The organism is Collinsella aerofaciens, assembly GCF_015560135.1.
In the GTDB taxonomy this organism is placed as follows: Bacteria; Actinomycetota; Coriobacteriia; order Coriobacteriales; family Coriobacteriaceae; genus Collinsella; species Collinsella aerofaciens_AN.
Map to the genome: position 1 here is coordinate 111,074 of NZ_JADMRH010000003.1, position 23,702 is coordinate 134,775.

Below are 23,702 nucleotides of genomic sequence, written 5' to 3' on the forward strand. Positions count from 1 at the left end.
AATTTATGAAGGGGATGGGGCTACTTAAGTGCGCCGGTTACCGTGCCGCCGCCGAGGACGATGTCGCCGCGGTAGACTACAACGGCTTGGCCGGGGGCGATGGCTCGCTGCGGCTCGTCAAAAGTCAGCAGCATTTGCCCGTCTTCGCCGCGCGTAAGGGTCGCTGCCTGGTCCTTCTGACGGTAGCGGTACTTGGCGCCCACGCGAATGCCGCCGGCATCGAGCTCTGCCTCCACGCGGTCGGCAGGGGCGCTCCAGATCCAGTCGTCGGCCGTGAGTGCTGTGGCCGTCAGGTCCTCGGCCTCGCCCAGATGCACGGTGTTGTTGACGGCGTCGACGCCCGTTACATACACGGGATGCGCCATCGCGACGCCTAGGCCCTTGCGCTGGCCGATGGTGTAGCGCAGCGCGCCGTTGTGGCGCCCGACCACGCTGCCGTCGCGCCATACAATATCGCCCGGCTCGGCGGCATGTCCGCAGCGGCACTCGATATAGCCCGCGTAGTCACCGTCTGGAATAAAGCAGATATCCTCGCTTTCGGCCTTCTTGGCGTTGATGAAGCCCTGTTCGGCGGCGATGCGGCGCACGTCGTGCTCCTTGTCCAGGCCTGCCAGCGGAAAGATTGTGCGTGCCAAGCGCTCCTGCGTAAGCGAATACAAAAAGTAGCTTTGGTCCTTCTTTGGGTCCTCGCCACGGTGCAGCTGCCAGGTGCCGTCGGACGTTTGGCTCGTTTTGGCGTAGTGACCTGTGGCGATGTAGTCGCAGCCCATATCGAGCGCTGCATCGAGCAACGCGCCAAACTTAATATGGCGGTTGCAGATGATGCACGGGTTGGGTGTCAACCCTTCCTGGTAGGCGGTCACGAAGCGCTCGATAACATTGCGGTCGAAGGTCTGCTGCAGGTCGAGCACATGGTGGGGTATCCCCAGGCGCTCGGCGACAGCCTTTGCGTCGGCGATGTCGCGGTCGACCTTACTCATGCCCGTGACGGGATCGGGCGCGGGGCAGGTGAGGCGCATGGTGGCGCCGACGCATTCGTAGCCCTGGCGCTTGAGCAGGTACGCGGTCACGCTGGAATCGACGCCGCCACTCATGGCGACGAGCACGCGCTTGTTGTGCATGGGGAGGTTCTCCTTGGTGGCATGTGGCCAAAAAAGAAAAGCGGCGCGGGAGGCTGGTTCCGCGCCGCAAACATTGTAGCAAGTTCGGGCGTCATATGGGACGCCCTGTTGGGATGAGCCCAGGCTGCCAGAAGAGAGGGAAGGCCGGCGTGCCTTGGACTCGTTCTAAGAACGAGAAGCTCTAGTCCTGGAACAGTGCCGTGGACAGGTAGCGCTCGCCGGTGTCGGCGAGCAGCGCCACGATGGTCTTGCCCTCGTTCTCGGGGCGCTTGGCCAGCTGCAGCGCGGCCCACACAGCGGCGCCGGACGAAATGCCCACGAGCACGCCCTCCTTGTGGCCCACGGCGCGGCCGGTCGCAAAGGCGTCGTCGTTCTCGACGGGGATGATCTCGTCATAGACCTGGGTGTCGAGGACGTCGGGCACAAAGCCGGCGCCGATACCCTGGATCTTGTGCGGGCCGGCTTGGCCCTTAGAGAGCACCGGGGAAGTGGCGGGCTCAACGGCGACGACCTGAATCTCGGGGTTCTGCTCCTTGAGGAACTCACCCACGCCGGTCACGGTGCCGCCGGTTCCAACGCCGGCGACGAAGATGTCGACCTCGCCGTCGGTGTCATCCCAGATTTCGGGGCCGGTCGTGGCCTTGTGGATGGCGGGGTTGGCGGGGTTCACAAACTGGCCGGCGATAATGCTGTTGGGGGTCTCCTTCTGCAGCTCCTCGGCCTTGGCGATGGCGCCCTTCATGCCCTTGGAACCGTCGGTGAGCACGAGCTGTGCGCCATATGCCTGCATAAGCTTGCGGCGCTCCACGGACATGGTCTCGGGCATGGTGATGATCACCTTGTAGCCGCGGGCAGCCGCCACCGAGGCGATGCCGACGCCGGTGTTGCCGCTCGTGGGCTCAATGATGGTGTAGTCGCCACCGCGCACGAGCTTGCCGGCCTTCTCGGCCTCGTCGATCATGTTCTTGGCGACGCGGTCTTTGACGGAGCCGGCGGGGTTGAAGTATTCCAGCTTGACGAGCACGCGGGCCTTGAGGTCCTCATCGGCCTCAAAGTGAGTGAGCTCCAGAAGCGGGGTATGGCCGATAAGCTGATCGATGGACGTGTAAACGTTGCTCATGGTGAACCTCCAAAGTGTTCAAATGACTGGATACCGTGTGGTTTTACGGTGTGTGTAGCAGCGAAACCCACAAACCGTATAGGTTGTTCGTTTTGCTGTTGGCAAGCATAGTAGACACTAAAGCCTAGTAACGCAATAGGAAATAGAAGATTATTACGAGTCGATTAACCATCTTGACCGGAACGGGTATTTTCAAAACCAATTTTTCGGCTAGAATTTCTACGGACTAAATGACCGAAAGGCAGCACTATACATGTTGGTTTCTACTAAGGGCAGATATGCCCTGCGCGTTATGGTCGATCTGGCCGAGCACCAGGCGGCCGGTCGCATCCCGCTCAAAGAGATCGCGGCGCGACAGGGGATTTCCGAGAAATATCTCGAGAACATCTTGGCTACGCTCGTGCGCGCCAACATGCTCTCGGGCATGCGCGGCAAGGGCGGCGGCTACGTGCTTACGCGCCCGCCCGAGCAGTATACGGTGGGCGAGATCCTGCGCCTGACCGAGGGCAGCTTGGCGCCGGTTGCATGCCTGGACGGCGACTGCAAGGGCTGTTCGCGTTCGGACGAGTGCCCCACGCTCGACGTGTGGAAGAACCTGGACAAGCTCATCAACGACTACCTCGACGGTGTGACGCTTGATCAACTTGTCGCTCCCAACCATGGCTACGACTACGTCATCTAACCCATACCCGCCATTTGGGGACGGAGCGGAAATGGTAGATTCTCTCGCCCTTTGAGACTTGACAAATAAGAAGGCCGCCCATTTTTGCGATGGGCGGCCTTCGTTTTGGGTCGATATGACGGTTCGTATTGAACAGTTCTAGCCCTAGGCGATGCTATCGAGAATGCTGCGCATGATGGATACCAGGATGCTGCCCATAAAGGCCGATCCAAAGCCGGCAATGGAGATACCAGCGCCCAACAGATTGACCGACAGGTAGCTGGCCAGCTCGAGCATAAAGCTGTTGACTACGAGCTGAAAAATACCAAGCGTAATAATAGTGAGCGGCAGTGAGATGACCGTCAGGAACGGCTTGACGAGCGAATCGACGATGTTGAGGAACAGTCCCACAAAGGCGAAACAGACCCAGGCCTCGGCAAAACCGAAGGGTTGGATGCCGGGGACGAGGAACGTGGCGATCGCGATGGCGATCGAAGTAAAGAGCCAGTTAAGCATAAAGCGCATGGTAGGGGGTCCTTTCTTGCGCGGGGAGAGTTAGTGACGCGTGAAGCAGCTTGCCGTGGCGACTTGGACGGCTGCGCGAACGCGGGGCCTTGCCTGGATGCCCATTGTCGCAAATATTCGTGGAGCTTACGTGCGCATTCGATTTCAAAACGGCGTTCGTCCTGAAAAACGCGCCGCTGACAGAGAGTCTTGTCGCTTTAGTTTGGTGGTGTGCTACACTGCTACGGGCAAAAGCCACAGGCGTTGCCCTATTGCATAGAACGGGCGAACGATGCCCGATGTCAGTATCAACTTCGATGCCTTTTGGCGGGTTTGGCGGTGATCGATGAATATCGAGAACATGTTTGACAAGCCTGATGTCAAGCAGCTGGTCCACGCATTTAGCCTTTTGGACGACGAGAAGGATATCCAAGCGTTTTTGACCGATATCTGCACGCCGCGCGAGATTTGCGACCTTTCTCAGCGTTTGCAGGTTGCGCGCTATTTGGACGAGGGCGAGCCTTATGTTGAGGTTCAGGCCCGTACCGGCGCTTCGTCCACCACGGTGAGCCGCGTTTCAAAGGCGCTGAACGGCGAGTACGGTGGCTACCGCAAGATCCTCATTAAGTTGGAGGATGGCGAGTAGGCCAGCGACAACATTGAATTACGAAGAACCGTCCCTCCGGGGGCGGTTTTTTGATCCCTTGGGGACGGAGGAAAACGAATCACCGGGTTAGACTGACCCCCTCTGTGATCCATTTTCCTCCGTCCTCAAGGGATCAAATCTGTTGGCGTGGGGCAAATCTGTCCGCTTGGGCGGGTAGGATGGATGCATTGATTATTGCGAACAGTTTGAGCGGAGGACCATGCCTGTTCGAATCTATACCACCAATGCCGGCACGGATTTGAGCGATGCCGAGGCGGCGCTACTGGCCGACCTGGTTGCCCGCCACGGGCGCGCTGTTCTGTTGGCGCCAACATTTGCCGAGCTCGACCTGTGCCGCCATGATGCGGCGGAAGCCGGGGTTTCACTGGGTGTCGACTACAAGACGCCCACATCGTGGCTCAGCTCGCTGTGGGAGCTTATGGGCGATGGCCGCAGCTTTGTGGACAACCTTCAGCGCCAGATGCTGTTCTCGGACATGATCGACCGCCGCGACGACGCCGCTCTGCAGCCGCTTTCGCGCAGCCAGGGCACAGTGCGCATGCTCGCGCGCATGGCCCGCGACGTGTTGCCGGGCGTTGCGGGGACGGGTGCCGAACGATGCCGTGGCGACAACTGCCGGCCTGAGCCAAAAAGCGATGCCGAGGCTCGTGTGTTCGAGCTGTTGAGCGCCTATGCGAGCGGTTTGGACCGTCGAGATATGGTCGAGCCCTGCGAGGCAGCCGACATTATGGCCGGTGCCCTGGCCGATAGCCTGCCGGCGTGCGCCCGCGCCGTATGCGTGCGCGGTACCACGTCGTTTACGCACGGTCTACTCGAGCTGCTGTCTGCCGTGGCGAACAATGGGGGAGAGGTCGTCGTGCTGCTTGCCCGCGAGCAGGCGGCGATGCGCGAGGAGCTTGCCACGGCATTTGATGCCCGCGGTGTGCTGTTTGAGATCGCGCCGCTGGGGGAGGACGCCGTCGCGTCTGATGTCGCTTGCGGGGCCGCCGCTCAGCCTGCCTTTATTGAGGTCGCCGGCCCCCATGCCCGTGCTCATGTCTATGCGGACGCCATCGATAAGTTGGTGAAAGCGCACAAGGAGTCCAAGGCCGATAAAGCTACTGCAACGCCCGCCGACCCCGTGCGCGTGCTCGTCGTTTCTGCCCGGGCACCCCAGCTGTTCGGCGAGCTCGCCGCCCGTTTGGCGGCGCGTCACATTGCGGCCGAGACGACTGAGTTCACGGCGTTTTCCCAGTCCATCGCGGGCAGGCAGTTTACGGCGCTCGCCAACCTGATCGAGCGTATGAAAGCCGCCGACGAGGGCACCGCTTCCAAGACTGAGTGGTGGCCCGCGCCGGAGCTTACCGACTGGATCTACAGTCCGCTTTCGGGCGCTGATGCCGTCAATGCCCGTACCTTCGATAAGAATATGCGTCTCTCGCGCAGCAAGACTACCGCGGGCGTCAAGAGCCTGCTGCAGAGCGTTCAGGGCCAGGTGAGGGGCGCGCGCAAGGCGACGAGCGACGATAACTGGTTTAAGAACGTACCGTGTGTGGTCTCGGACGTGTTCCAGGCGCTGTGGCGTGACAAGCCCGTGACGGCGCTTAAGGCCATGCTTGCCGTTGCCGAGGCGTTGCCCGATCGCGCTCTAGGCGGCCTTGACGGCCAGACCCGTCGCCAGGCAGAGACGGCTTTGCTGCGCCATGCCATCGACATCCTTATGAACGATGCTCGCGCGCTCGACGTGTCGCAGGCCGCGACCGTGCCGGTTCTCGACGGCGTTCGAACCAAGGTGGACAAGCGCAGTACCGCCTACGATTACGAGACCTATGAGGTCGATCGCACACCACGAGCACAAGTGCGCTTCGCGTCGCTTGCCGATGCGTCGGTTCTTCGCCCTGGCAGCTACGATGCCGTGCTGTTTGCCGATGTCGACCTGGACAGCTATCCGCTTTCGCACGAAGAGGGCCCGCTTGCCACGTTGACAGCCGAGCTGCGCCGCGACGGCGTGTCTTTGGAGCCCGCTGCCCTGCTGCGCGTGCGCTTTGGCCGTGCGATGCAGGCGGCGAGCGGTCCGGTCGCGCTCGCCCGTGTGACGCACGATCGCCAGGCACGCGAGTGCTACCCGGCAGCCGTATGGACCGAGCTGTGGGCACATGCCGAGGCCGCTGGCGCTGCCAAGCCCATGCGCGTGGGCGAGGGCGATATCATCGCCGACTTTGATCCCGCGGCAGGTGAAGGCCTCAAGCGCGAGCGCGTGACCTGTGAAGCCCCTCAGCATCTGAGTGCCGAGGCCGTGCCGTATTTGGTCCTGCGCCGTCGCGATGGCGAGGGTGAGGACGCGCCGCTCGTGCCGCGTCTGACGTCCGCCTCGCAGATCGAGGCCTATTCGACCTGCCCGCTATGCTGGTTCGTCTCGTACCGCGTGAAGCCCCAGTCGATCGACGCGGGCTTTGGCAACATGGAAAAGGGCAACTTTGTCCACGACGTGCTGGAGCATCTGCATGCCCGTCTGCCCCAAGAGGGCATGGAGCGCGTGACGCCCGAGAATCTGCCGCGCGCACAGGAGCTGCTGCACGAGGTCTTTGACGAGACGTTGGCCGAGCACGCCGGCAAGCGCGGCACGGAGGGCCCGCTGGTGCCGCTCTCTGCGGTGGAGGAACGCCAGGTGGCCGAGATCTTGCCGCAGCTGGAGGGTGTGCTTGCCTACGAGTCCGAGGCACTTGCCCCCTTTGCCCCGCGCTACCTGGAGTTTGCGTTCAACGAGCTCCAGGTCGAGTATGCCGGTTGGCCGCTCGGCGGGCGCATCGACCGCGTAGATGTGGATGCCGAGAATCGCGCCGTGGTAATCGACTACAAGCATCGTTCGGGTGTCGAGGAGTTTAAGCTTGCCGACCCCACGGTGCGTGACGAGGAGACGGGCGAGGCTCCCATCGACGACCCGCGCTGGCTGCCGCCCCATACCCAAACGCTCATCTACGCGCAGGCCATGCGTCGGGCACTGGGCTTGGATACCCGTGCAGCGCTCTATTTTTCGACCAAGGGCGGCAAGCCCGCGCTGCGCGGTGCGGCGAGCGCCGAGTTGCTCGAGGAAGAGCGCGGTGACGGTCGCATCCCGGGCCTCAAGAAGGGCTTCCCGGGCGAGGGCGGCAGCATGGACTTCGATGCCCTGCTCGATCGCGTGGAGGCCGACATCGCCGAGCGCCTGCGCGAGCTCGAGGCGGGCAACGTTGCCGCCGTCGACCCGGCGTCGGCTCAGGCCGCGCATGCGCGCTGCTCGTATAACCACGAAGGAACGTTTGTAAGGAGGGACGTGTAGACCATGGATCTTTCGACTTTGATGCCGCAACAGCTGCAGATTGTCAAAACGCTCGACCGCCCGCTGTTTGTCTCGGCGGGCGCCGGTTCGGGTAAGACCTTTACCCTCACGCGCCGCATCGTCTATGCGCTCTCGCCCGAATCCGGTCCGTTCGTTGAGCATCTGGACCAGGTGCTCGCCATTACCTTTACCAAAGATGCCGCGGCCGAGATTCGCGACCGCGTGCGCCGTGCGCTTATCGACGAGGGCATGGACGAGGAAGCACTGACCGTCGACGACGCGTGGATTTCGACCATTCACGGCATGTGCTCGCGCATCCTGCGCGCACACGCGTTGGAGCTGGGCATCGATCCCGAGTTCACGGTGCTCACCGATACCGACGAGCTTATGGACCAGGCTGTTGAGCATGTGCTGGCCCGCGCGACGGCACCCGATGCCGCCCCCGAGCTCGCCGCCTCGCTCAAGGCCCTTTACGCCTGGTATCCCATGGCGGGCGAGGGCGGGCCGTTTGGTACCGGCACGACCATTAAGGGCCTGGTGCGCGAGCTGCTGGAGCTGTCGAGCCAGTTGCCGGGCGGCATGGACGACGTGCGCGTGGCGCGCGGCCAGGCCGATACCTCGGCACTCGCCGATGCCTATCGTGCGGCGCTGGGCGCAAGCAAGGCCGCGACCGAGAAAGCGCAGGTGGCGCTCGATGCCATCGATGCGTTTGAGGCGAGCGGCAAGACCATGGCCGATGCGGCGCGACTTATGATGTCGTGCACCATGCCGCGCGCGAGCAAGGCGTTTCCTAAGGAGCAGGTGGAGCTACTCAAGGCCGAGGCGGCTGATGCGTTTATCAATATCGTGCTTGCCTGCGGCGGTTCGGCGCTCGATGCGCTGGTGGGGCTCGCCCGTGCCGTAGAGGCGGAGTACCGTGCGCTCAAGGCCGGCCAGTCCGCGCTCGATAACAACGACCTGCTGCGTATGGCTTACGAGGCGTTGCGCGATTACCCTGCCATCCGTGCTGCGTACGAGGGCCGCTTTAAGATGGTCATGATCGATGAGTTTCAGGATACCGACCAGATGCAGGTCGATCTGATCCGTTACCTGACGGGTGCGGGGGAGCGCGCGCTGTGCACTGTGGGCGATGCGCAGCAGTCCATCTATCGCTTCCGTGGCGCCGAGGTCGAGGTGTTCCGTCGTCAGGAGCGCAAGGTGGGCTCGTCTGCCGCGCCCGAGGCGACTGCCGTGGCCGACGCCCCTGCCGGCGAACTCGTCAAACTCGTGCGCAACTTCCGCAGCCATGACGAGGTACTGCGTTACGTGGCACGCGTCTTCGACGGCGATGACGGCGGCCTGATGCAGGGCTTTTTGGATCTTGAGGCGAGCGACGGCCGCAAGGACACGCTGGTGGCAGACGCCTCGCGTCGCCAGGCCCTCTTTGTTGCCGGCGGCAGTACGCAGGAACGCACACAGGCCAAGGCCCGTGCGATCGCCGAGCGATTCCGCGCGCTTGCCGATGCCGGCCAGCCCCAGGGCGGCATGGTGCTGCTGCTGGGCCGCATGACCAACGCCGACGTCTACGCCCAGGCCTTCCGCGACCAGGGGCTCGACTGCGTCATCGCGGGTGGTTCGGTCTTTGCCCAGGCAGCCGAGGTGCAGACGGTGCGCGCCCTGGTATGTGCGCTCGCCAATCCGGCCGATACGGCGCGGGGCCTTATGCCGCTGCTCGCCTCGCCGATGTTTGCGCTCGGCGCTCAGGAGTTCCTGGCGCTGGCGACCAAGCTCGATAGCGAGACAGGGGAGACCTCGCGCCGGAATATCGACATGGGCATCATGAGCGATTCCGACGTGCCGGGTTTGCAAGACCTGCCGCTCGTGACGCGTGCCCGCGAGGTGCTGCGCTATGCACTGCGCCGCGTGGGGCGCGATTCGTTCGCCGCCATCGCGCGCGACGTGGTCAATGCCTCCGGCTGGTTCGTGCGCCTGGCGCAGCGCGGCCCCGAAGGCAAGGCCATTGCCGCCAACGTGCTCAAGGCGCTCGACGCCGTGGCCGAGGCAGAGGCCGAGCTCGGCAATTCTCCGCGTTCCATTGCGCTGGCCTTCGACCGCTTCTTGGCGGGCAAGGAGGCCCCGGGTGCCCTCAACGAGGAGGGTGACGGCGCAGTGCGCATCATGACGGTGCATGCGTCCAAGGGTCTGGAGTATCCGGTCGTGGCGGTTGCCGAGTGTTTTGGCGTGCGCAAGCCGTCCGGTGCGGCGCAGATGGGTCGCGTCGAGGGCGGAGCGCAGGTCGTGGCGCTGCCGGCACGCTTCGACGGCGTTAAACTCGCGGACGGTACGTTCGTGAAGGGCGATGACGTCAAAAAGCAGTTTGAACACGCGTTTAAGGGCAAGGGCACGTCGCTGTGGTTGCCGCCAGAGCTTATGGAGGACGTATGCGCGACGGGCTCTCCCGCCGAGGCATTTGCCCGTCTGCGCAACGACGACCTGCAGCTCTCGCTCGAGGAGCGGGCCCGCCTGCTCTATGTCGCCATGACGCGAGCACGCGAGCTGGTCATTCTGGCGATGGATGCCGGTGTGAGCCGTGGCAAGGTGACGGCGCCGACCTTCGATGTCGAGACGGATCTGACCTACGACGTGCTGCGCCGTATTTTGCCGACCGACGCTCTGGACACGCCGCAGCTCGATAGCGACCGCCTGGTGTTCGACAACTCCCAGCCGGGCGACTACGAGCTCATTTCGCTCACGGACTTTACCTTTGGCGAGCAGGCGTTTGAGGCAAACGCTTCGCTGGATGCCGAGGGCAGGCTTGTCCGCGGCGATGCGGAGCCGGAGGGTGCCGGTGCAGATGCCCGCGCCGCCGTTCCCGGTCCTGCCGGCCCCGAGCCCGATGCGTTTGAGCTCGTGTATCCCCAGGCGGTGGGCGTGCGCATGGGCACCTGCCCGTATCCGGAGCGCGATTCGTACAGCTACTCGTCAATTGCCGCGGCGCTGCATGCCGAGTCCGAGGACCGTGCCGCCGAGGCGCACGTGCCCATGGACGAGGCTGGCGATGATGCAGAGTCGGATGGCTCGGAGATGGCCGATGCGGACGTGGCCGTCGTTGAGCCCGCCGGCAACCCCATGGCGCTGGGCTCGGCGTTCCACGCCGCCTGCCAGTGGCTCATCGAGATGGGTGCCGACGCGTTGCCCGCTGCGCGCGCCGATGCACTGGCGCGTCTGTGGCGCCTGACGCCGGAGCAGCGCGAACGCTTCGACGTTGCCCTGAACCGCTGGCTCAAGTCGGCTGTTCGTGCCGACCTGCTCGCGTGGCCGTGCGTTCGCGCCGAGGTGCCGTTCTTTTCGCTGGGCTGCGAGGACGAGGACATCGCTCGCTACGGTGCCTATGCCGAGGGCGCCATCGATGCACTGGCCACCGACCCGGCCGATCCGTCGCGCGCCCTGGTCATTGATTACAAGACGGGTGGCACGCCGGATGAGACGCCGGAACAGCTGCTCGAGAAGCACGCCCTGCAGGCGCGCGTCTACGCCGACGTGTTGCACAAGGCGGGCGTTGAGGCGGTGACGGTCAAGTTCGTTCGCGTGGAGCAGACGAATCCAGCCATCTTCGTCGAACCCGCCGAACCTCAAGTAGTCACCTACAATCTCTAGCCCTCAGATAACTTGCGGTGGAATACGGACTGTTTTGGCCAAAAAAGCCGCCAAACAGTCCGCATTTCACCGCAACTGCAAGAGGAGCCGTGTTGGTTTGGCTAGGTTCGGGTGCCGTCCGCGCCGTGCGGTAAAATCGTTCAGTCAGAACACGAACCCGCATCGGAGCTCATCACATGGCATTCGTCCATCTGCACAATCACACTGTTTTCTCCATGCTCGACGGCGCAACCCGTATCCAGGATATGGTCAATCGTGCCGTTGAACTTGGCATGCCCGCCGTGGCCATTACCGACCACGGCTACATGTATGGCGTGCCCGACCTGGCGCTGGCCTGCGACGCCGTCAATCACAACACGCCCGAGTACAAAACCTGGAGCCACGACAAGGCCTTCTTGGAAAAGGACCGCCGCGACGAGCTGGTGGAGCCCGATCCCGAGGAAAACCCGCGCGAGCATGCCCAGTATGTGAAGGACATGGCCATGTGGGACGAGAAGGGCAACATCGACGAGCTCAAGCCGCCCCTGGTCATCAAGCCCATCTTTGGCTGCGAGGTCTACTTTACGCCGGACGAGACGCTCGCCCGCGACCACAAGCCCGAGCTCTACCACATGATCCTTCTGGCCAAGGACCAGGAGGGCTACGTCAACCTGATGCAGACGGTTTCCGAGGCCGCCGTGCAGGGCTTTTACTACAAGCCCCGCGTGACGCTCGACAACCTGCGCCGCCACGCCAAGGGCATGATCTGCACGAGCGCCTGCATCGCGGGCATCATCCCCAAATACATCGACCGCGGTGACATGGAGGGCGCCATCAAGTGGGCCGAGACCTTCCGCGACACCTTCGACCCCGGTGACTTCTACATCGAGATCCAGGAACACGGCATCACCACCGACAACGGCCTGACCGACGAGCAGATGGACCGCACGCTCATCGACATCGCCAAGCAGGTGGGCGTCAAGGTCATCGCCACCAACGACTTCCACTACCTGCGCCGCGAGGACGCGCCCGTGCAGGACGTCATCATGTGCATCGGCATGAACGCCAAGGTCGACGACCCCAACCGCATGCGCATGACCGGCTCGGAGTTTTACATGAAGACCGAGGAGGAGATGCGGGCGATGTTCCCGTATTGCCCCGAGGCCTGCGACAACACGCTCGAGATTGCCGACAAGTGCTACGTTGAGCTGGACTGGGACTCCATCATCCTGCCGCGCTTCCCGTTGCTCGATCCCGGCGAGACGCACGAGAGCCAGTTCCGCCGCGAGTGCGAGAAGGGCCTGCGCCAACACTACGGTGACGACTGGGCCACGCGCGAGATCTGTGGCGTCAACATCAAAGAGCGCTTTGAGTACGAATACAAGGTCATCTGCGACAAGGGCTTTGCCGCCTACTTTTTGATCGTCGCCGAGTACGTGCAATGGGCCAAGGACAACGGCATCGGCGTCGGTCCCGGCCGTGGCTCGGCCGCCGGCGCTATCGTCGCCTACGCCATGAACATCACCGCGTTCGACCCGCTCGAGAACGGCCTGATGTTCGAGAGGTTCCTGTCCCCGCAGCGTACCGAGATGCCCGATATCGATATGGACTTCGACGATGAGCGGCGCCTCGAGGTCGTGGAGCACGTTCGCCAGCTCTACGGTCCCGAGAAGGTCACCCACGTCATCACCTACTCGACCATTAAGGCCAAGCAGGCCATCAACGACGCCGCGCGCGTGCTGGACTACCCGGTCTACATGGGCCAGCGCCTGTCCAAGATGGTCTCGAGCGACCCCAAGGTCAAGCTCAAGCAGGTGCTCGAAAAGCAACCCGGCAAAGAGGATCTGTTTAACCCCGACTTTGCCGAGGCCTATAAAAAGGATGACGACGCCCGCCGTATCATCGACACGGCGCTCTCGATCGAGGGCCTCACCCGTGGCGAGGGTGTGCACGCGTGCGCCGTCCTGATCTGCCGCGATCCCGTCAACGAGCATGTGCCCACCAAGCTCGATACCAAGGGCGGCGTCGAGATTACCCAGTACGAGGGCCATACCGTTGCCGACATGGGCCTGCTCAAGATGGACTTCCTGGGCCTGCGCACGCTGACGGTTATCTCCAAGGCTAAGGCAAACATCAAAAAGAATTTCGGCATCGACATCAAAGAGGAAGAGATTCCCTTTGACGACCCCGAGATCTTTAAGCTCATGGGCTCCGGTCACACCGCCGGCGTCTTCCAGGTCGAGTCCGCCGGCATGACGGCCACGATCAAGAATATGAAGCCCACCGAGTACAAGCACGTTGTGGCATTGATCGCTCTATACCGCCCGGGCCCGCTGGGTGCCGGCATGGTTTCGTCCTACATCAACCGTATGAACGGCAAGGAGCCGGCCGTCTCCTACGACGACCGCCTGGACGACATCCTGGGCGAAACCTACGGCACCATGGTCTACCAGGAGCAGGTTATGCTCATCTCCGTTGAGATGTGCGGCTTCTCCAAGGGCGAATCGGACTCGCGTATCCGTAAGCCCGTGGCTAAGAAAAAGATCAAGCTGCTCACGTCGACGGTGCTCCACTGGGAGGATGGCTCGGACGAGACCACCTACGACCACTGGATGAACGGCGCCATCAAGAACAACTACACGCGCGAGGTCGCCCAGAAGATTTGGGACGATGTTCTCGAGTTCGCGTCCTACGCCTTCAACAAGTCGCACTCCGCCGGCTACGCCATTCTGGTTATGCAGACGGCATGGCTTAAGGCGCACTATCCGCACGAGTACATGGCGGCCGTTCTGACGTCCTACACGGGCAAGACCGACAAGATCGTTCACTACGTCTCGGCATGCCGTTACGACGGCATCCCCGTGCTTTCGCCAGATGTCAACGAGTCCGGCACCGAGTTCACGGCTACCAAGGAAGGCGTGCGCTTTGGCCTGGCCGGCATCCGCGGCGTGGGCACCGGCGTGGCGCAGGCGATTATCGCCGAGCGCGAGGCGGGCGGTCCGTTTAAGACGCTGCACGACTTTGTCGAGCGCGTGGACTCGAGCCAGGCCAACCGTCGCGTGATCGAATCGCTCATCAAGGCAGGCGCCTTTGACTCCACGGGGTATCCGCGTCGCCAGATGATGCACTTTGTGGACAAGAACAACCCCGAGAACATCATCGATGCAGCGGTAAAGCGCCAGAAAGATCGCGCGAGCGGCCAGACGTCGTTCTTCGACATGTTCGGCGACGTTGAGGGCTCGGGCTTTGAGGTGAGCGTGCCCGATCCGGATGGCCAGGAGTGGGACCGTCACCTTAAGCTGAGCCAGGAGAAGGAGGTTCTGGGCATCTATGTCTCGGACCACCCGCTGCGCCCGTTTGAGTATGCGCTCAGTAAGGCGCGCGACTTCTCGTTCTCGCAGATCGATACCGGCTACGAGGTACAAAACCCCACGGGCGGCACCATCAACCAGGAGATTCCCGAGGGCAAAGCACTGTGGTGGGCCGGCATGGTCTCGAGCGTGTCCAAGCGCGTGACCAAAAACGGCGACCCCATGGGCATTGTGCAGCTCGAGGACATGGAAGGCGAGGCCACGGTCGTGGTGTTCCCCAAGACCTACAAGGAGGCCGAGGGGTACCTGTACGGCGAGGTCGATCCCGAGACCGGCGCGCAGCTGTCCGATGCGTTTGTGCGCATTAAGGGCAAGCTCGAGCGCTCGGACCGCGGCGACCAGATCATCGCGCAGGAGATCGTGCCGCTTGAGCTCAACGAGGAGAACAACAAGCCCAAGGTGTTTGAGGTCATGGTGCCCAACAGCCGCTTTAGCCAGGGCAATATGGCGCGTCTTGCCACGGTGCTTACCGCCAACCCGGGCGGCGACCGCGTGGAGATCTTTATCGAGCAGGTGGACGGGCGCGTACTGCGTGCCGAGGTACCGGCCAAGGTCAACGCACGCTCGATTCCGCTGCTGGCCGAGGCAAAGGCCATCGTGGGTAACCAAGGCAGAGTGACGGTAATTTAAGGACGGCGTTGGCGGGGTAGCTAATTTGGGACGGGGCTATTTTAGCTACCCTTTGACTGACGGCGAATGAGTCGGGGTCGGAATGCATCTCAACCGACATATGGGGGTAGCTAAAATAGCCCCGTCCCAAATTAGCTACCCCGGGTGAGATTGGAGGAAGTGATGGCGCAGGGGACGTTTGCACAGGCGCTCCGGAAAGAGGCGGCGCTGAGCGGTACCTTTATGAAGGGGCGTTCGCTCATGCTCAACGGCGCCGTGCTGTCGATCGAGGACAGCGGCTCGCGCTTCTCCAAAAACGTGACGGTTGAGGGCTCGGTGCGCGGTTCGCGCGGCGACCTGTACAAGACGCACGTGGCGCTCGACATGGACGAGCACGAGGTGATCGACTACGACTGCGATTGCCCCGCCGCCTATCGTTACCCCGGTATGTGCAAGCACGCTATTGCCACGGCTCTGGCGTATTTGGATGCCAGCGGCGCCGAGCCCGTCGAAGGTTTGCGCACGCCGGTCCGCACGTTTACGGCGCAGCCGAAACAGCCCGCGCGCACCGCGCTCAAAGCGCCGGCCGTCAATCCCAACTTTCCCTTTCCGGCGCCCGTCCCCACGAGTCCCAGCCTCATGGCGGCGCTCTCCGATCTTTCGGACGCACGCATGGATGAGCTGGCGAGCATGCGCCGCAAGCTCGCCAGCAGTGTGGATCCCGATGCCCCCAAGGCGGTGTTGGAGCCCTCGTTGGTGCCGTACTACAATCCACTGTTTGCCGACCGCTTTAGCTGGGCGCTCGAGCTTCGCATTCGTTGTGGATCGGTCTCCTACGTGGTCAAGGATATCGACGGCATGGCCGACGCCTATGTCCGAGGCGGCACCTTCTCGTACGGCAAGAAGCTCACGTTTGTCCATACGCCCGAAGCCTTCGAGGACGTGTCGACAAAGCTGCTCAACCTTGTTGTGACGACAGTTGCCTATCTCGATGACATCACAAGCTCGCGTTCGGCGTCGTACGACTTTGCCCGCAGCGGTTTTGTCGCCGAGCGTCAGTTGCCGCTGTCCGAGCATAGCATCGTATATGTGCTGGACCTGCTGCGTGGCCAGACCATCTCCTTTGAGCCCGCCTGGTCGCGGGGGACGACGACGCATCGCACCTATGACGTGGCGGTTGAGATGCCTCCGGAAGGGGAGGACGAGGCTCTGTCTAAGCGCCCACCGCTCCTTGCCGCCAAAATCGCGCCGGCGGCTGGCGGCAGCTACGATCTACGCCTGCCGGCCGATGCATACTGCTTTGCTTCGGGCGACGTTGCCTATCTGGTCGACACCCGCCGTGCGCGCCGCGCCGATGTAGCGTTTGCCCAGCATGCGGCGCCGTTCCTATCGCGCTTACTGCCCTGTCGCACGCCGATCCATATCGCTGTCGACCAGGTGGGGGAGTTCTGTCGTATGGCGCTGCCCATTTTGCGCGACTACACCGACCTTACCGCGCCCGCCGTGCTCGACACCGTGGCGCCCGAGCCGAGCTTTGCCATGGCAATCGGTGTCGACGACGGGCTCGTGACCTGCAAGATTACGGTTTCCTACGGCGACTGGTCGGCAGATCTCTTTAGCCTGGGTGCTCCGGGAAGCCCCTTCGAAGAACAGCGCCCGGGCGTGCCGCCGCGCGACGAGATAGCAGAGTTTCGCGTTATGGACACGGCGGCCCTGTATTTCGACTTTTACGAGGGCGGCCTGGCGTTTGAGGAGCGCGACGACGAGAGCCTGTTCTGCTTGCTGACCGAGGGCCTGTCTGCCCTGTCCGAGCTGGGCGAGGTCATGCTCAGCGACCACCTACGCCAGATCTCGGTGCGCCCTGCGCCCAAGCTTTCGGTGCGTGCCACCGTCAAGAGCAACCTGCTCGATGTTGAACTGGGCGCGAGCGGTCTTTCGGCGGCAGATCTTGCCATCTACCTCGACTCCTATAAGCGCCATCAAACGTTTGCGCGCCTTACGTCCGGCGACATCATTCGCCTGGACGAGGGCGCTCGAGCCGCGTTTGGCCTCGCCAAGGACCTGGGCGTCGATGCCGTCGACCTGCTCGACGGCGTGTCGCTTTCCGCATCGAGCACCCTGTTCGTCGATAGCATGCTCGCGCGCACGCCCGCGCTCGAGGCCGATCGCGACGCTGCGTTCCGCCGTACCGTCGAGCGCCTGGACACGCTCGGCAAGATGGACTTTACGGTACCCGCCTCGCTCAAGGCCACGCTGCGTGGCTACCAGGTCGACGGATACCAGTGGCTCGGCTCGCTCGAACACCTGGGCCTTGGTGGCATCTTGGCCGACGACATGGGCCTGGGCAAAACACTCCAGATGATCGCGCATGTCCTGGCGCGCGTGGAGGCGGGGGACATCAAGCCCACGCTCGTGGTATGCCCGGCCTCGCTCGTGTACAACTGGACTGCCGAGCTGGAGCGCTTTGCGCCCTCGCTCGATGTTTGCGCAATCGTGGGCGCCAAGGCGCAGCGCCGCGTGCAGATTGCCGGCGTGGCTGAGCATAACGTGGTCGTGACGTCGTATGACCTTATGCGGCGCGATATCGACGAGTACGTCGAGCAGAACTTTGCCCGTGTGGTGCTCGATGAGGCCCAGTACATTAAAAACCCGCTCACCCAGGTGGCTCGCGCCGCCAAGCGCCTGCCTGCCGGCGTGCGCTTTGCTCTGACGGGCACGCCCATCGAAAACCGCCTATCCGAGCTCTGGAGCATCTTCGACTTTTTGATGCCGGGCCTGCTGGGCACGCGTGAATCGTTTGCAAAGCGCTTCGAAAGTCCGGTCGAGCACTCCGAGGGCGACAGCGCCGCTCGCCTGCAGGCACTCGTGTCGCCGTTTGTGCTGCGCCGTGTCAAGGAAGACGTGGTGGCCGATCTGCCCGAAAAGATCGAGGACACTGTCGTGGCTCAGCTCGCCGGTGAGCAGCGCAAGCTTTACCTGGCAAACCAGGACCGCATTGCCCAGCAAGTGCAGCACCGCGAGGCATCCGAGTTTAAGAAAGACAAGCTCAAGGTACTCGCCGAGCTCACCAAGCTGCGCCAGATCTGCTGCGACCCGCGTCTACACTACGAGGATTACAAGGCGGGGAGCGCCAAACTCGATACGTGCATGGAGCTCGTGCACGGCGCACTCGACGGTGGTCATCGCATCCTGTTGTTCAGCCAGTTTACGGGCATGCTCGATATCATTGGCAAGCGCCTGGCCAAGGAGGATATCGCCTTCCTCAAGCTCACGGGCGCATCGTCTAAAGAGAGCCGCGCCAAGATGGTCGCACAGTTCCAGGCGGGCGAGGTGCCGGTCTTTTTGATCTCGCTCAAGGCGGGCGGTGTGGGCCTTAACCTGACGGCGGCCGACGTGGTCATCCACTACGACCCGTGGTGGAACGTGGCGGCGCAGGACCAAGCGACCGACCGTGCGCATCGTATTGGCCAGCAACATACCGTGACCGTGTACAAGCTCATCGCCAAGGACACGATTGAGGAACGCATTATGCAGATGCAGGAGTCCAAGCGCGACCTGGTCAACAGCGTGCTCGGCGGCGACGGCATCTCGTCGGCGCTGTTTACCCGCGAGGATGTTCTGGCGCTGCTCGGCGGCGACGGGCGCTAGCCGCGCGCGGGGCGGGACTGCTGGAATGGGCAGGACGGTCGACGCATTTTGGCCCGACCGCTTGCCTGATCCGTTATGTGTTCATTTGCAATGCCGTGGATGGTTTGTCTGCCTTTGGGCATAAGAACCATCAAGAACATTGGCACATCAGCAAAGGAGAACATCATGGCGAAATTCTTTAAGGACCCTGACGGCAAGCTCATCGCTGCCCTTGGCGACGGCGTTGCGACCCCTGCCGGTTGCACGGAACTGACTGCAAACACTGAGGACGCGGCGCACGAGAAGCACGTGCCTGTTGTCGAGACCGAGCGCGACGGTCACGTGATTCGCGCACGCGTTGGCTCGGTCGAGCACCCCAGCCTGCCCGAGCACTACATTGAGTGGATCGCGCTTGAGGCCGAGGGCCGCTTAGAGGTCCATTACCTTGAGCCCGGCATGAAACCCGCGACGTTTTTCGCGGGCGGCTCCAAGACCGGTACCGTCTATGCCTACTGCAACCTGCACGGGCTGTGGTCCGCGACATTCTAGGAGCGCGCCCCCGCTCGGGGTATCATAGCTAGCATATGCACATGCAAGCGCCGGCTGCATTATGCGGCCGGCGCTTTTACTACGATTTCGATGGTTTACGACGGAAAGGGCTGAGCCATGAAGCTCGCGCTTGCACAGATCGATATGCGCCTTGGGGATATTGAGGGCATTTGCGGCCGCATCGAGGACCAGGCTCGTCTGGCCCACGAGCGCGGGGCGCGCGTGCTGTGCGTTCCGGCTCCGCTCTTTATGGGCGCCATGCCCGGTGGCCTGGTGGGCGCTGCCGACTTTGAGCACGACGTGCTTGCCGGTTTGACTGGTGTCGCCGAGCGTATCCAGGAGCTTGACATGATCTGCATCGTGCCCGCGGCGGTTTCGTTTGAGGGCCAGCCGCTGCTCGACTACATGATGCTCAAGGACGGTCATGTGGTGCCGGCGCGTTCGAGCATTGCCCTGCAGCGTGGCGAGAACAACGACACGCGTTGGGCGCCGCCGGTGTTCGACGTGGACGGCGTGCGCATCGCCGTGATTTTTGACTTGGACCGCGAGCTCGAGATGTTGCCGACCGGCGTCGACCTCATTGCCTATTTCCAATTCAACGCGTTTGACATGACCGACCGCGAGACTGCCGCCATTGCCGCCGTTCGCAGCGGCGCCTACCGCAAGATCGCATCCAAGCGCAGCGTGTGGTTTGCCTGCATGGTGCCGGTCGGTGCCTATGACGAGTCGGTGTATACCGGCGGTTCGTTTGTGCTCGACGACTGCGGTCGCGTGGTGGCCCAGGCGCCGTGTTTTGAGGAGAGCCTGCTGGTTCAGGAGATTCAGCGCGGCGTGATGCTCGATGCCCTGGAGGATCACGAACTGCCCGAGTTCCGTTCCGAGGAGTGGCTGTGGCAGGCGCTGGTGCTCGCCGTGCGCGACAACGCCCGAGCCCACGGTACGTCGCGTGCTGTGGTGGCACTCGAGGGCGACTTGCCGTCGTCTTTGCTGGCGGCGCTGGCCGTCGACGCTCTGGGCCCGCGTAATGTGATTGGCTTGGTGCTGGGGCGCAACCGTATCTTTACGCCGGCGCAGGAGGAGGCCGAGGCTGCCCGCTGTGCCGCCGTCCGTGCCATCGCCGAGCGTTTGCACATTCGCACTGTCGAGCGCGATGTACCGGATGCGGCGCGTGTGCTCGATCGCGACGTGTCGGCGGGCGATGCCGAGCGTCTGCGCTTGCGCACGCTGGGCCTCATGCTGGAGGACACGGCGCTCGAGCTGGGCGCGATGGCGCTGAGCCCGCTGTCCAAAACCGAGTATGCGCTGGCGGCGCCGGCGCTTTGCGGCGGTTACCAGGGCGACTTTGCGCCCTTTGGCGATGTGTACCTGTCGACGCTTGAGTTTGTGGCGCGCGTGCGCAACCGCACGTCTGCCGTGGTGCCCCAAGAGCTCGTGACGCTCAACGCGGTGGAAGACTGCATGGAGCGAGTGTTGGCGCAGGCGCTCTCGACGCTCGATGGTCCGGTCGATATGCTCGACCGCGCGGCACAGCTGCTCGGCGGGCTTGAGCCGGGTGAGGTCGATGGCGCGCTCGAGGCGCACGTGGACCGCAGCCGACCCTTCGACGACATCCCGATGGCCGCTGGCAAGCCTGAGGCCTGCTCGCTGCTGCTGATGCTCGTGCGTCAGGGCGAGGCCGCCCGCCGCATGCTGCCGACGGCGCCGATCGTCTCGGCCCGTTCGTTTGCCGAGCGTGCCTGGCCGTATATGCTCGCGTGGTCCGACCTGGGGCTTAACGGCAAGGAGCGTATGACGGTCGATTCGCTGGCGCGCGCCGAGGTGCGCCGTTTTGCTGACGAGGATACGAGCGAGCGCGTGCGAAACGAGATGATGGGCGTGCTGGGCGAGCTACTGGGTATTTCGCCCGAGCAGATGGAGGAGCTGCGCTCTGAGGACGGTCAGCGTCGTTTGCATGAGGGAATGAAAAAGTTCGAGGGCGAGGTTCAGGACGCCATCGATAAGATGATGGGCGGTCAGGGCGGCTCGCAAGGTAGTCCCCAGGGTGGTCCGATGCCGCATCCGCCGGTGGATCCGAGGCAGTTCCCCTTTTTCTCGCAGAACTAACTATGGGATAGGATTCGCTTCCAACCCCGACACTTCAACTGAGCATCTTGGCCCCGTTGTGTTATTCTAGAACAGACGTTCGTGAATGATGCGCGGGGCCTTGTCTTGCGTTGTGCTTGTGGCGAGGGGAGGTTGGCTTGGTTATCTTGGGCATTGACCCCGGTTTGGCTCATACGGGTTGGGGAATTATCGAGGAGCGGCGTGGCGAGGTTCGCTGCCGTGCCTATGGCTGCATCGAGACCAGTGCCGGAAGTCCGCTCGCGGTGCGCCTGTCGCATATCGCCCGCGACCTCAAGGATGTCGTCGAGCGTTATCGACCCGACACGGCTGCTGTCGAGAGCATCTACTTTGGCGCCAACGTTCGTTCGGCCATCCCCACGGCGCATGCCCGCGGTGCTGCGCTCGTGGCGCTTTCGGAGTGCGCGCTCGAGATTGGCGAGTACACGCCCATGCAGATCAAACAGGCTGTGGTGGGCACCGGCGCCGCGGACAAGCGGCAGGTCGCCTACATGGTACGCACGCTCACGCAGCTCGACCACGACCCGCATCCCGACCATGCCGCCGATGCCCTGGCTTGCGCCATATGCCACGTAAACCTCAGCCGCACCCGCGCCCTCACCGGTGGCGAGTTCTATCAACAGAGAGGAACCGGATACTGATGATTTCCCAGCTCCACGGAACGCTTGTCGAGTCCACGATGAGTTCTGCTGTCGTCGATGTGTCGGGCGTTGGCTTTGAGCTCGGCATCTCGGGCAGCACTGCGGCCACGTTGCCGACGCCCGGCGGCGAGGTCCGCCTCTACACGCGTATGCAGGTGCGCGAGGACGCCATGACACTTTTCGGTTTTTCCTCAAAGGATGAGCGCACGATGTTCGACCGGCTCGTGTCCGTCTCGGGCGTTGGCCCGCGCTTGGCGCTCGCCGTGCTTTCCACCTATACCGTGGGGCAGCTGTATTCGCTGGTGATGGCCGAGGACGACAAGGGCATGTCCAAGGTACCCGGTGTGGGCAAAAAGACAGCTCAGCGCCTGATCCTGGAACTCAAGAGCACCTTTGCCAAGGATAAGGGCTTTGTGCCGGTCGACGTGATTCCCGGCCAGGTTGCGATGCCGGTTCCCGCCGCCGCTCCTTCGGCGATTGATGATGCCCGTGCGGCACTCCTTTCCATGGGCTTTAGCCCGCGGGAGACCGATGTTGCCCTGAGCGGGTATGATGGGCAGGATATGCGTGTCGAGGATCTGCTCGGCGCGGCGCTTAAGCGACTCGGAATGGATGCGTGATGTGGGAAGCCGATGACTCTCAGGACCTGTGGGCGACGCCCGGCAACTCGCCGGCGGCATCCATGGCGCACGGCGAGCGCATGGTGGGCTCGGAGCTGACGGCCGAGGACCTCGATGTCGACCGCACTTTGCGCCCCCAGCGCTTGGATGACTACTGCGGTCAGGAGCATATCAAGCAGAGCCTTCGCGTGCTCATCGAGGCAGCGCAGAGCCGCGGCGAGACGCTCGACCACGTGATCTTCTCGGGTCCTCCGGGCCTGGGCAAGACCACGCTGGCCACCGTTATCGCCAACGAGCTGGGCGCTCAGATCAAGACGACGAGTGGTCCGGCCATCGCGCGCACCGGCGACCTGGCGGCCATCCTTACTAACTTGCAGCCGGGTGATGTGCTGTTTATCGACGAGATCCACCGCCTTAACCGTTCGGTCGAGGAGGTCCTGTACCCCGCGATGGAGGACTTTGCCCTCGATATCGTGATTGGCAAGGGTCCGGCGGCGCGCTCGATTCGCCTGGATATCCCCAAGTTTACGCTGGTAGCGGCAACGACCCGCTCGGGCATGTTGACCGGCCCGTTGCGCGACCGCTTTGGCATTTCATATCGCCTGGATTACTACACGGTCGAGGAGCTCGCCCAGATTGTGACGCGTTCGGCAACCATCCTGGGCGTGACGATCGACCACCCCAGTGCACTCGAGATCGGCTCGCGTTCGCGCGGCACGCCACGTCTTGCCAACCGCCTGCTCAAGCGCGTGCGCGACTATGCGCAGGTGCGCGGCAACGGCCCCATCGAGCTCGATATCTGCCGTCAGGCACTCGAGTTCTTTGAGATCGACGAGCTCGGTCTGGACTGGATGGATATTCGCATTTTGGAGACGCTTGCCAAGACGTTCTCCGGTCGTGCCGTGGGACTTACGACCCTTGCCAGCGCGGTGGGCGAGGACCCGGGCACGCTCGAGGATGTCTATGAGCCCTATTTGCTGCAGTGCGGGTTGATGATTCGTACGCCGCAGGGCCGTCAGGCAACCCTTCGCACCTTTGAGCACCTGGGGATTGAACCTACCGTTTAGGGCGCTTTATTTTGGCGGGCTGTTGGGCTATCGCTGGGCATCGGGTAAACATATCGCCGTTCATCGGTTATGGGCGTTTTACTATTGCGCGCCCGTGCTATGCTGAATTGG

Annotated in this window: 14 protein-coding genes; 11 read left to right on the top strand and 3 right to left on the bottom strand. The window is 63.0% G+C overall.

Annotation, left to right across the window (positions count from 1 at the left end; translation table 11 throughout):
• Nucleotides 1–20: 20 nt before the first annotated feature.
• Together mnmA and cysK are read right to left on the bottom strand one after the other, a co-directional pair.
• Entirely contained in the window at nt 21–1,244 is a 1,224-nt protein-coding gene (gene mnmA / locus I2H19_RS02475) for a tRNA 2-thiouridine(34) synthase MnmA (RefSeq protein WP_267489791.1), read from the bottom strand.
• Between the two features lie 58 nt (nt 1,245–1,302).
• On the bottom strand, nt 1,303–2,241 hold the full coding sequence (gene cysK, locus I2H19_RS02480) for a cysteine synthase A (RefSeq protein WP_161115446.1): 939 nt from the start codon (nt 2,239–2,241) through the stop codon (nt 1,303–1,305).
• Nucleotides 2,242–2,494: 253 nt separating this feature from the next.
• On the opposite strand from cysK, the gene I2H19_RS02485 reads away from it, so the two are divergent.
• Nucleotides 2,495–2,923 (top strand): RrF2 family transcriptional regulator, encoded by a 429-nt coding sequence (locus tag I2H19_RS02485; RefSeq protein WP_022094857.1) that lies wholly within the window; start codon nt 2,495–2,497, stop codon nt 2,921–2,923.
• A gap of 144 nt (nt 2,924–3,067) precedes the next feature.
• Here the strand turns inward: I2H19_RS02485 and I2H19_RS02490 are convergent, their stop codons facing one another.
• Nucleotides 3,068–3,427 carry a phage holin family protein gene (locus I2H19_RS02490; protein ID WP_055285729.1) on the bottom strand — a complete coding sequence of 120 codons (360 nt, stop codon included), beginning with the start codon at nt 3,425–3,427 and terminating at the stop codon, nt 3,068–3,070.
• Nucleotides 3,428–3,752: 325 nt separating this feature from the next.
• Here I2H19_RS02490 and I2H19_RS02495 point away from each other — a divergent pair, with 325 nt between their 5' ends.
• The 10 genes from I2H19_RS02495 (at nt 3,753) to ruvB (ending at nt 23,591) form a co-directional block, all read left to right on the top strand.
• Nucleotides 3,753–4,052 carry a YerC/YecD family TrpR-related protein gene (locus I2H19_RS02495; protein WP_022094855.1) on the top strand — a complete coding sequence of 100 codons (300 nt, stop codon included), beginning with the start codon at nt 3,753–3,755 and terminating at the stop codon, nt 4,050–4,052.
• A 220-nt stretch (nt 4,053–4,272) separates the two neighbouring features.
• Nucleotides 4,273–7,371, top strand: a complete 3,099-nt coding sequence (locus I2H19_RS02500) for a PD-(D/E)XK nuclease family protein (RefSeq protein ID WP_195621065.1) — start codon at nt 4,273–4,275, stop codon at nt 7,369–7,371.
• A gap of 3 nt (nt 7,372–7,374) precedes the next feature.
• A complete protein-coding gene (locus tag I2H19_RS02505; RefSeq protein ID WP_195621066.1) occupies nt 7,375–11,007 on the top strand; it encodes a UvrD-helicase domain-containing protein in 3,633 nt (1,210 codons plus the stop codon).
• Between the two features lie 176 nt (nt 11,008–11,183).
• Nucleotides 11,184–14,987 carry a DNA polymerase III subunit alpha gene (dnaE, locus tag I2H19_RS02510; RefSeq protein WP_195621067.1) on the top strand — a complete coding sequence of 1,268 codons (3,804 nt, stop codon included), beginning with the start codon at nt 11,184–11,186 and terminating at the stop codon, nt 14,985–14,987.
• A gap of 162 nt (nt 14,988–15,149) precedes the next feature.
• The gene (locus tag I2H19_RS02515; protein ID WP_195621069.1) at nt 15,150–18,614 is read left to right on the top strand and encodes a DEAD/DEAH box helicase; all 3,465 of its coding nucleotides are present in this window, start codon (nt 15,150–15,152) and stop codon (nt 18,612–18,614) included.
• A gap of 165 nt (nt 18,615–18,779) precedes the next feature.
• Nucleotides 18,780–19,142: a desulfoferrodoxin family protein gene (locus I2H19_RS02520; RefSeq protein WP_035137352.1), complete on the top strand. Its 363-nt coding sequence runs from the start codon at nt 18,780–18,782 to the stop codon at nt 19,140–19,142.
• A 117-nt stretch (nt 19,143–19,259) separates the two neighbouring features.
• Nucleotides 19,260–21,245, top strand: coding sequence for an NAD(+) synthetase (locus I2H19_RS02525; RefSeq protein ID WP_195621071.1), 1,986 nt, complete (start codon nt 19,260–19,262; stop codon nt 21,243–21,245).
• A 137-nt stretch (nt 21,246–21,382) separates the two neighbouring features.
• On the top strand, nt 21,383–21,904 hold the full coding sequence (ruvC, locus tag I2H19_RS02530) for a crossover junction endodeoxyribonuclease RuvC (protein ID WP_118405685.1): 522 nt from the start codon (nt 21,383–21,385) through the stop codon (nt 21,902–21,904).
• The gene (ruvA, locus tag I2H19_RS02535; protein WP_195621073.1) at nt 21,904–22,524 is read left to right on the top strand and encodes a Holliday junction branch migration protein RuvA; all 621 of its coding nucleotides are present in this window, start codon (nt 21,904–21,906) and stop codon (nt 22,522–22,524) included. Before ruvC ends, ruvA begins: the two co-directional genes overlap by 1 nt.
• A complete protein-coding gene (gene ruvB / locus I2H19_RS02540) occupies nt 22,524–23,591 on the top strand; it encodes a Holliday junction branch migration DNA helicase RuvB (RefSeq protein ID WP_022095140.1) in 1,068 nt (355 codons plus the stop codon). The genes ruvA and ruvB overlap by 1 nt, the downstream gene beginning before the upstream one ends.
• The last annotated feature ends 111 nt before the right edge of the window (nt 23,592–23,702 follow it).

Bases quoted from the DNA above. Each gene is read 5' to 3' on its own strand.
- I2H19_RS02525 (WP_195621071.1), top strand. From the start codon at position 19,260: ATGAAGCTCGCGCTTGCACAGATCGATATGCGCCTTGGGGATATTGAG.
- cysK (WP_161115446.1), bottom strand. From the start codon at position 2,241: ATGAGCAACGTTTACACGTCCATCGATCAGCTTATCGGCCATACCCCG.
- I2H19_RS02505 (WP_195621066.1), top strand. From the start codon at position 7,375: ATGGATCTTTCGACTTTGATGCCGCAACAGCTGCAGATTGTCAAAACG.
- I2H19_RS02515 (WP_195621069.1), top strand. From the start codon at position 15,150: ATGGCGCAGGGGACGTTTGCACAGGCGCTCCGGAAAGAGGCGGCGCTG.
- I2H19_RS02495 (WP_022094855.1), top strand. From the start codon at position 3,753: ATGAATATCGAGAACATGTTTGACAAGCCTGATGTCAAGCAGCTGGTC.
- I2H19_RS02500 (WP_195621065.1), top strand. From the start codon at position 4,273: ATGCCTGTTCGAATCTATACCACCAATGCCGGCACGGATTTGAGCGAT.
- ruvA (WP_195621073.1), top strand. From the start codon at position 21,904: ATGATTTCCCAGCTCCACGGAACGCTTGTCGAGTCCACGATGAGTTCT.
- I2H19_RS02490 (WP_055285729.1), bottom strand. From the start codon at position 3,427: ATGCGCTTTATGCTTAACTGGCTCTTTACTTCGATCGCCATCGCGATC.
- dnaE (WP_195621067.1), top strand. From the start codon at position 11,184: ATGGCATTCGTCCATCTGCACAATCACACTGTTTTCTCCATGCTCGAC.
- I2H19_RS02520 (WP_035137352.1), top strand. From the start codon at position 18,780: ATGGCGAAATTCTTTAAGGACCCTGACGGCAAGCTCATCGCTGCCCTT.
- I2H19_RS02485 (WP_022094857.1), top strand. From the start codon at position 2,495: ATGTTGGTTTCTACTAAGGGCAGATATGCCCTGCGCGTTATGGTCGAT.
- ruvB (WP_022095140.1), top strand. From the start codon at position 22,524: ATGTGGGAAGCCGATGACTCTCAGGACCTGTGGGCGACGCCCGGCAAC.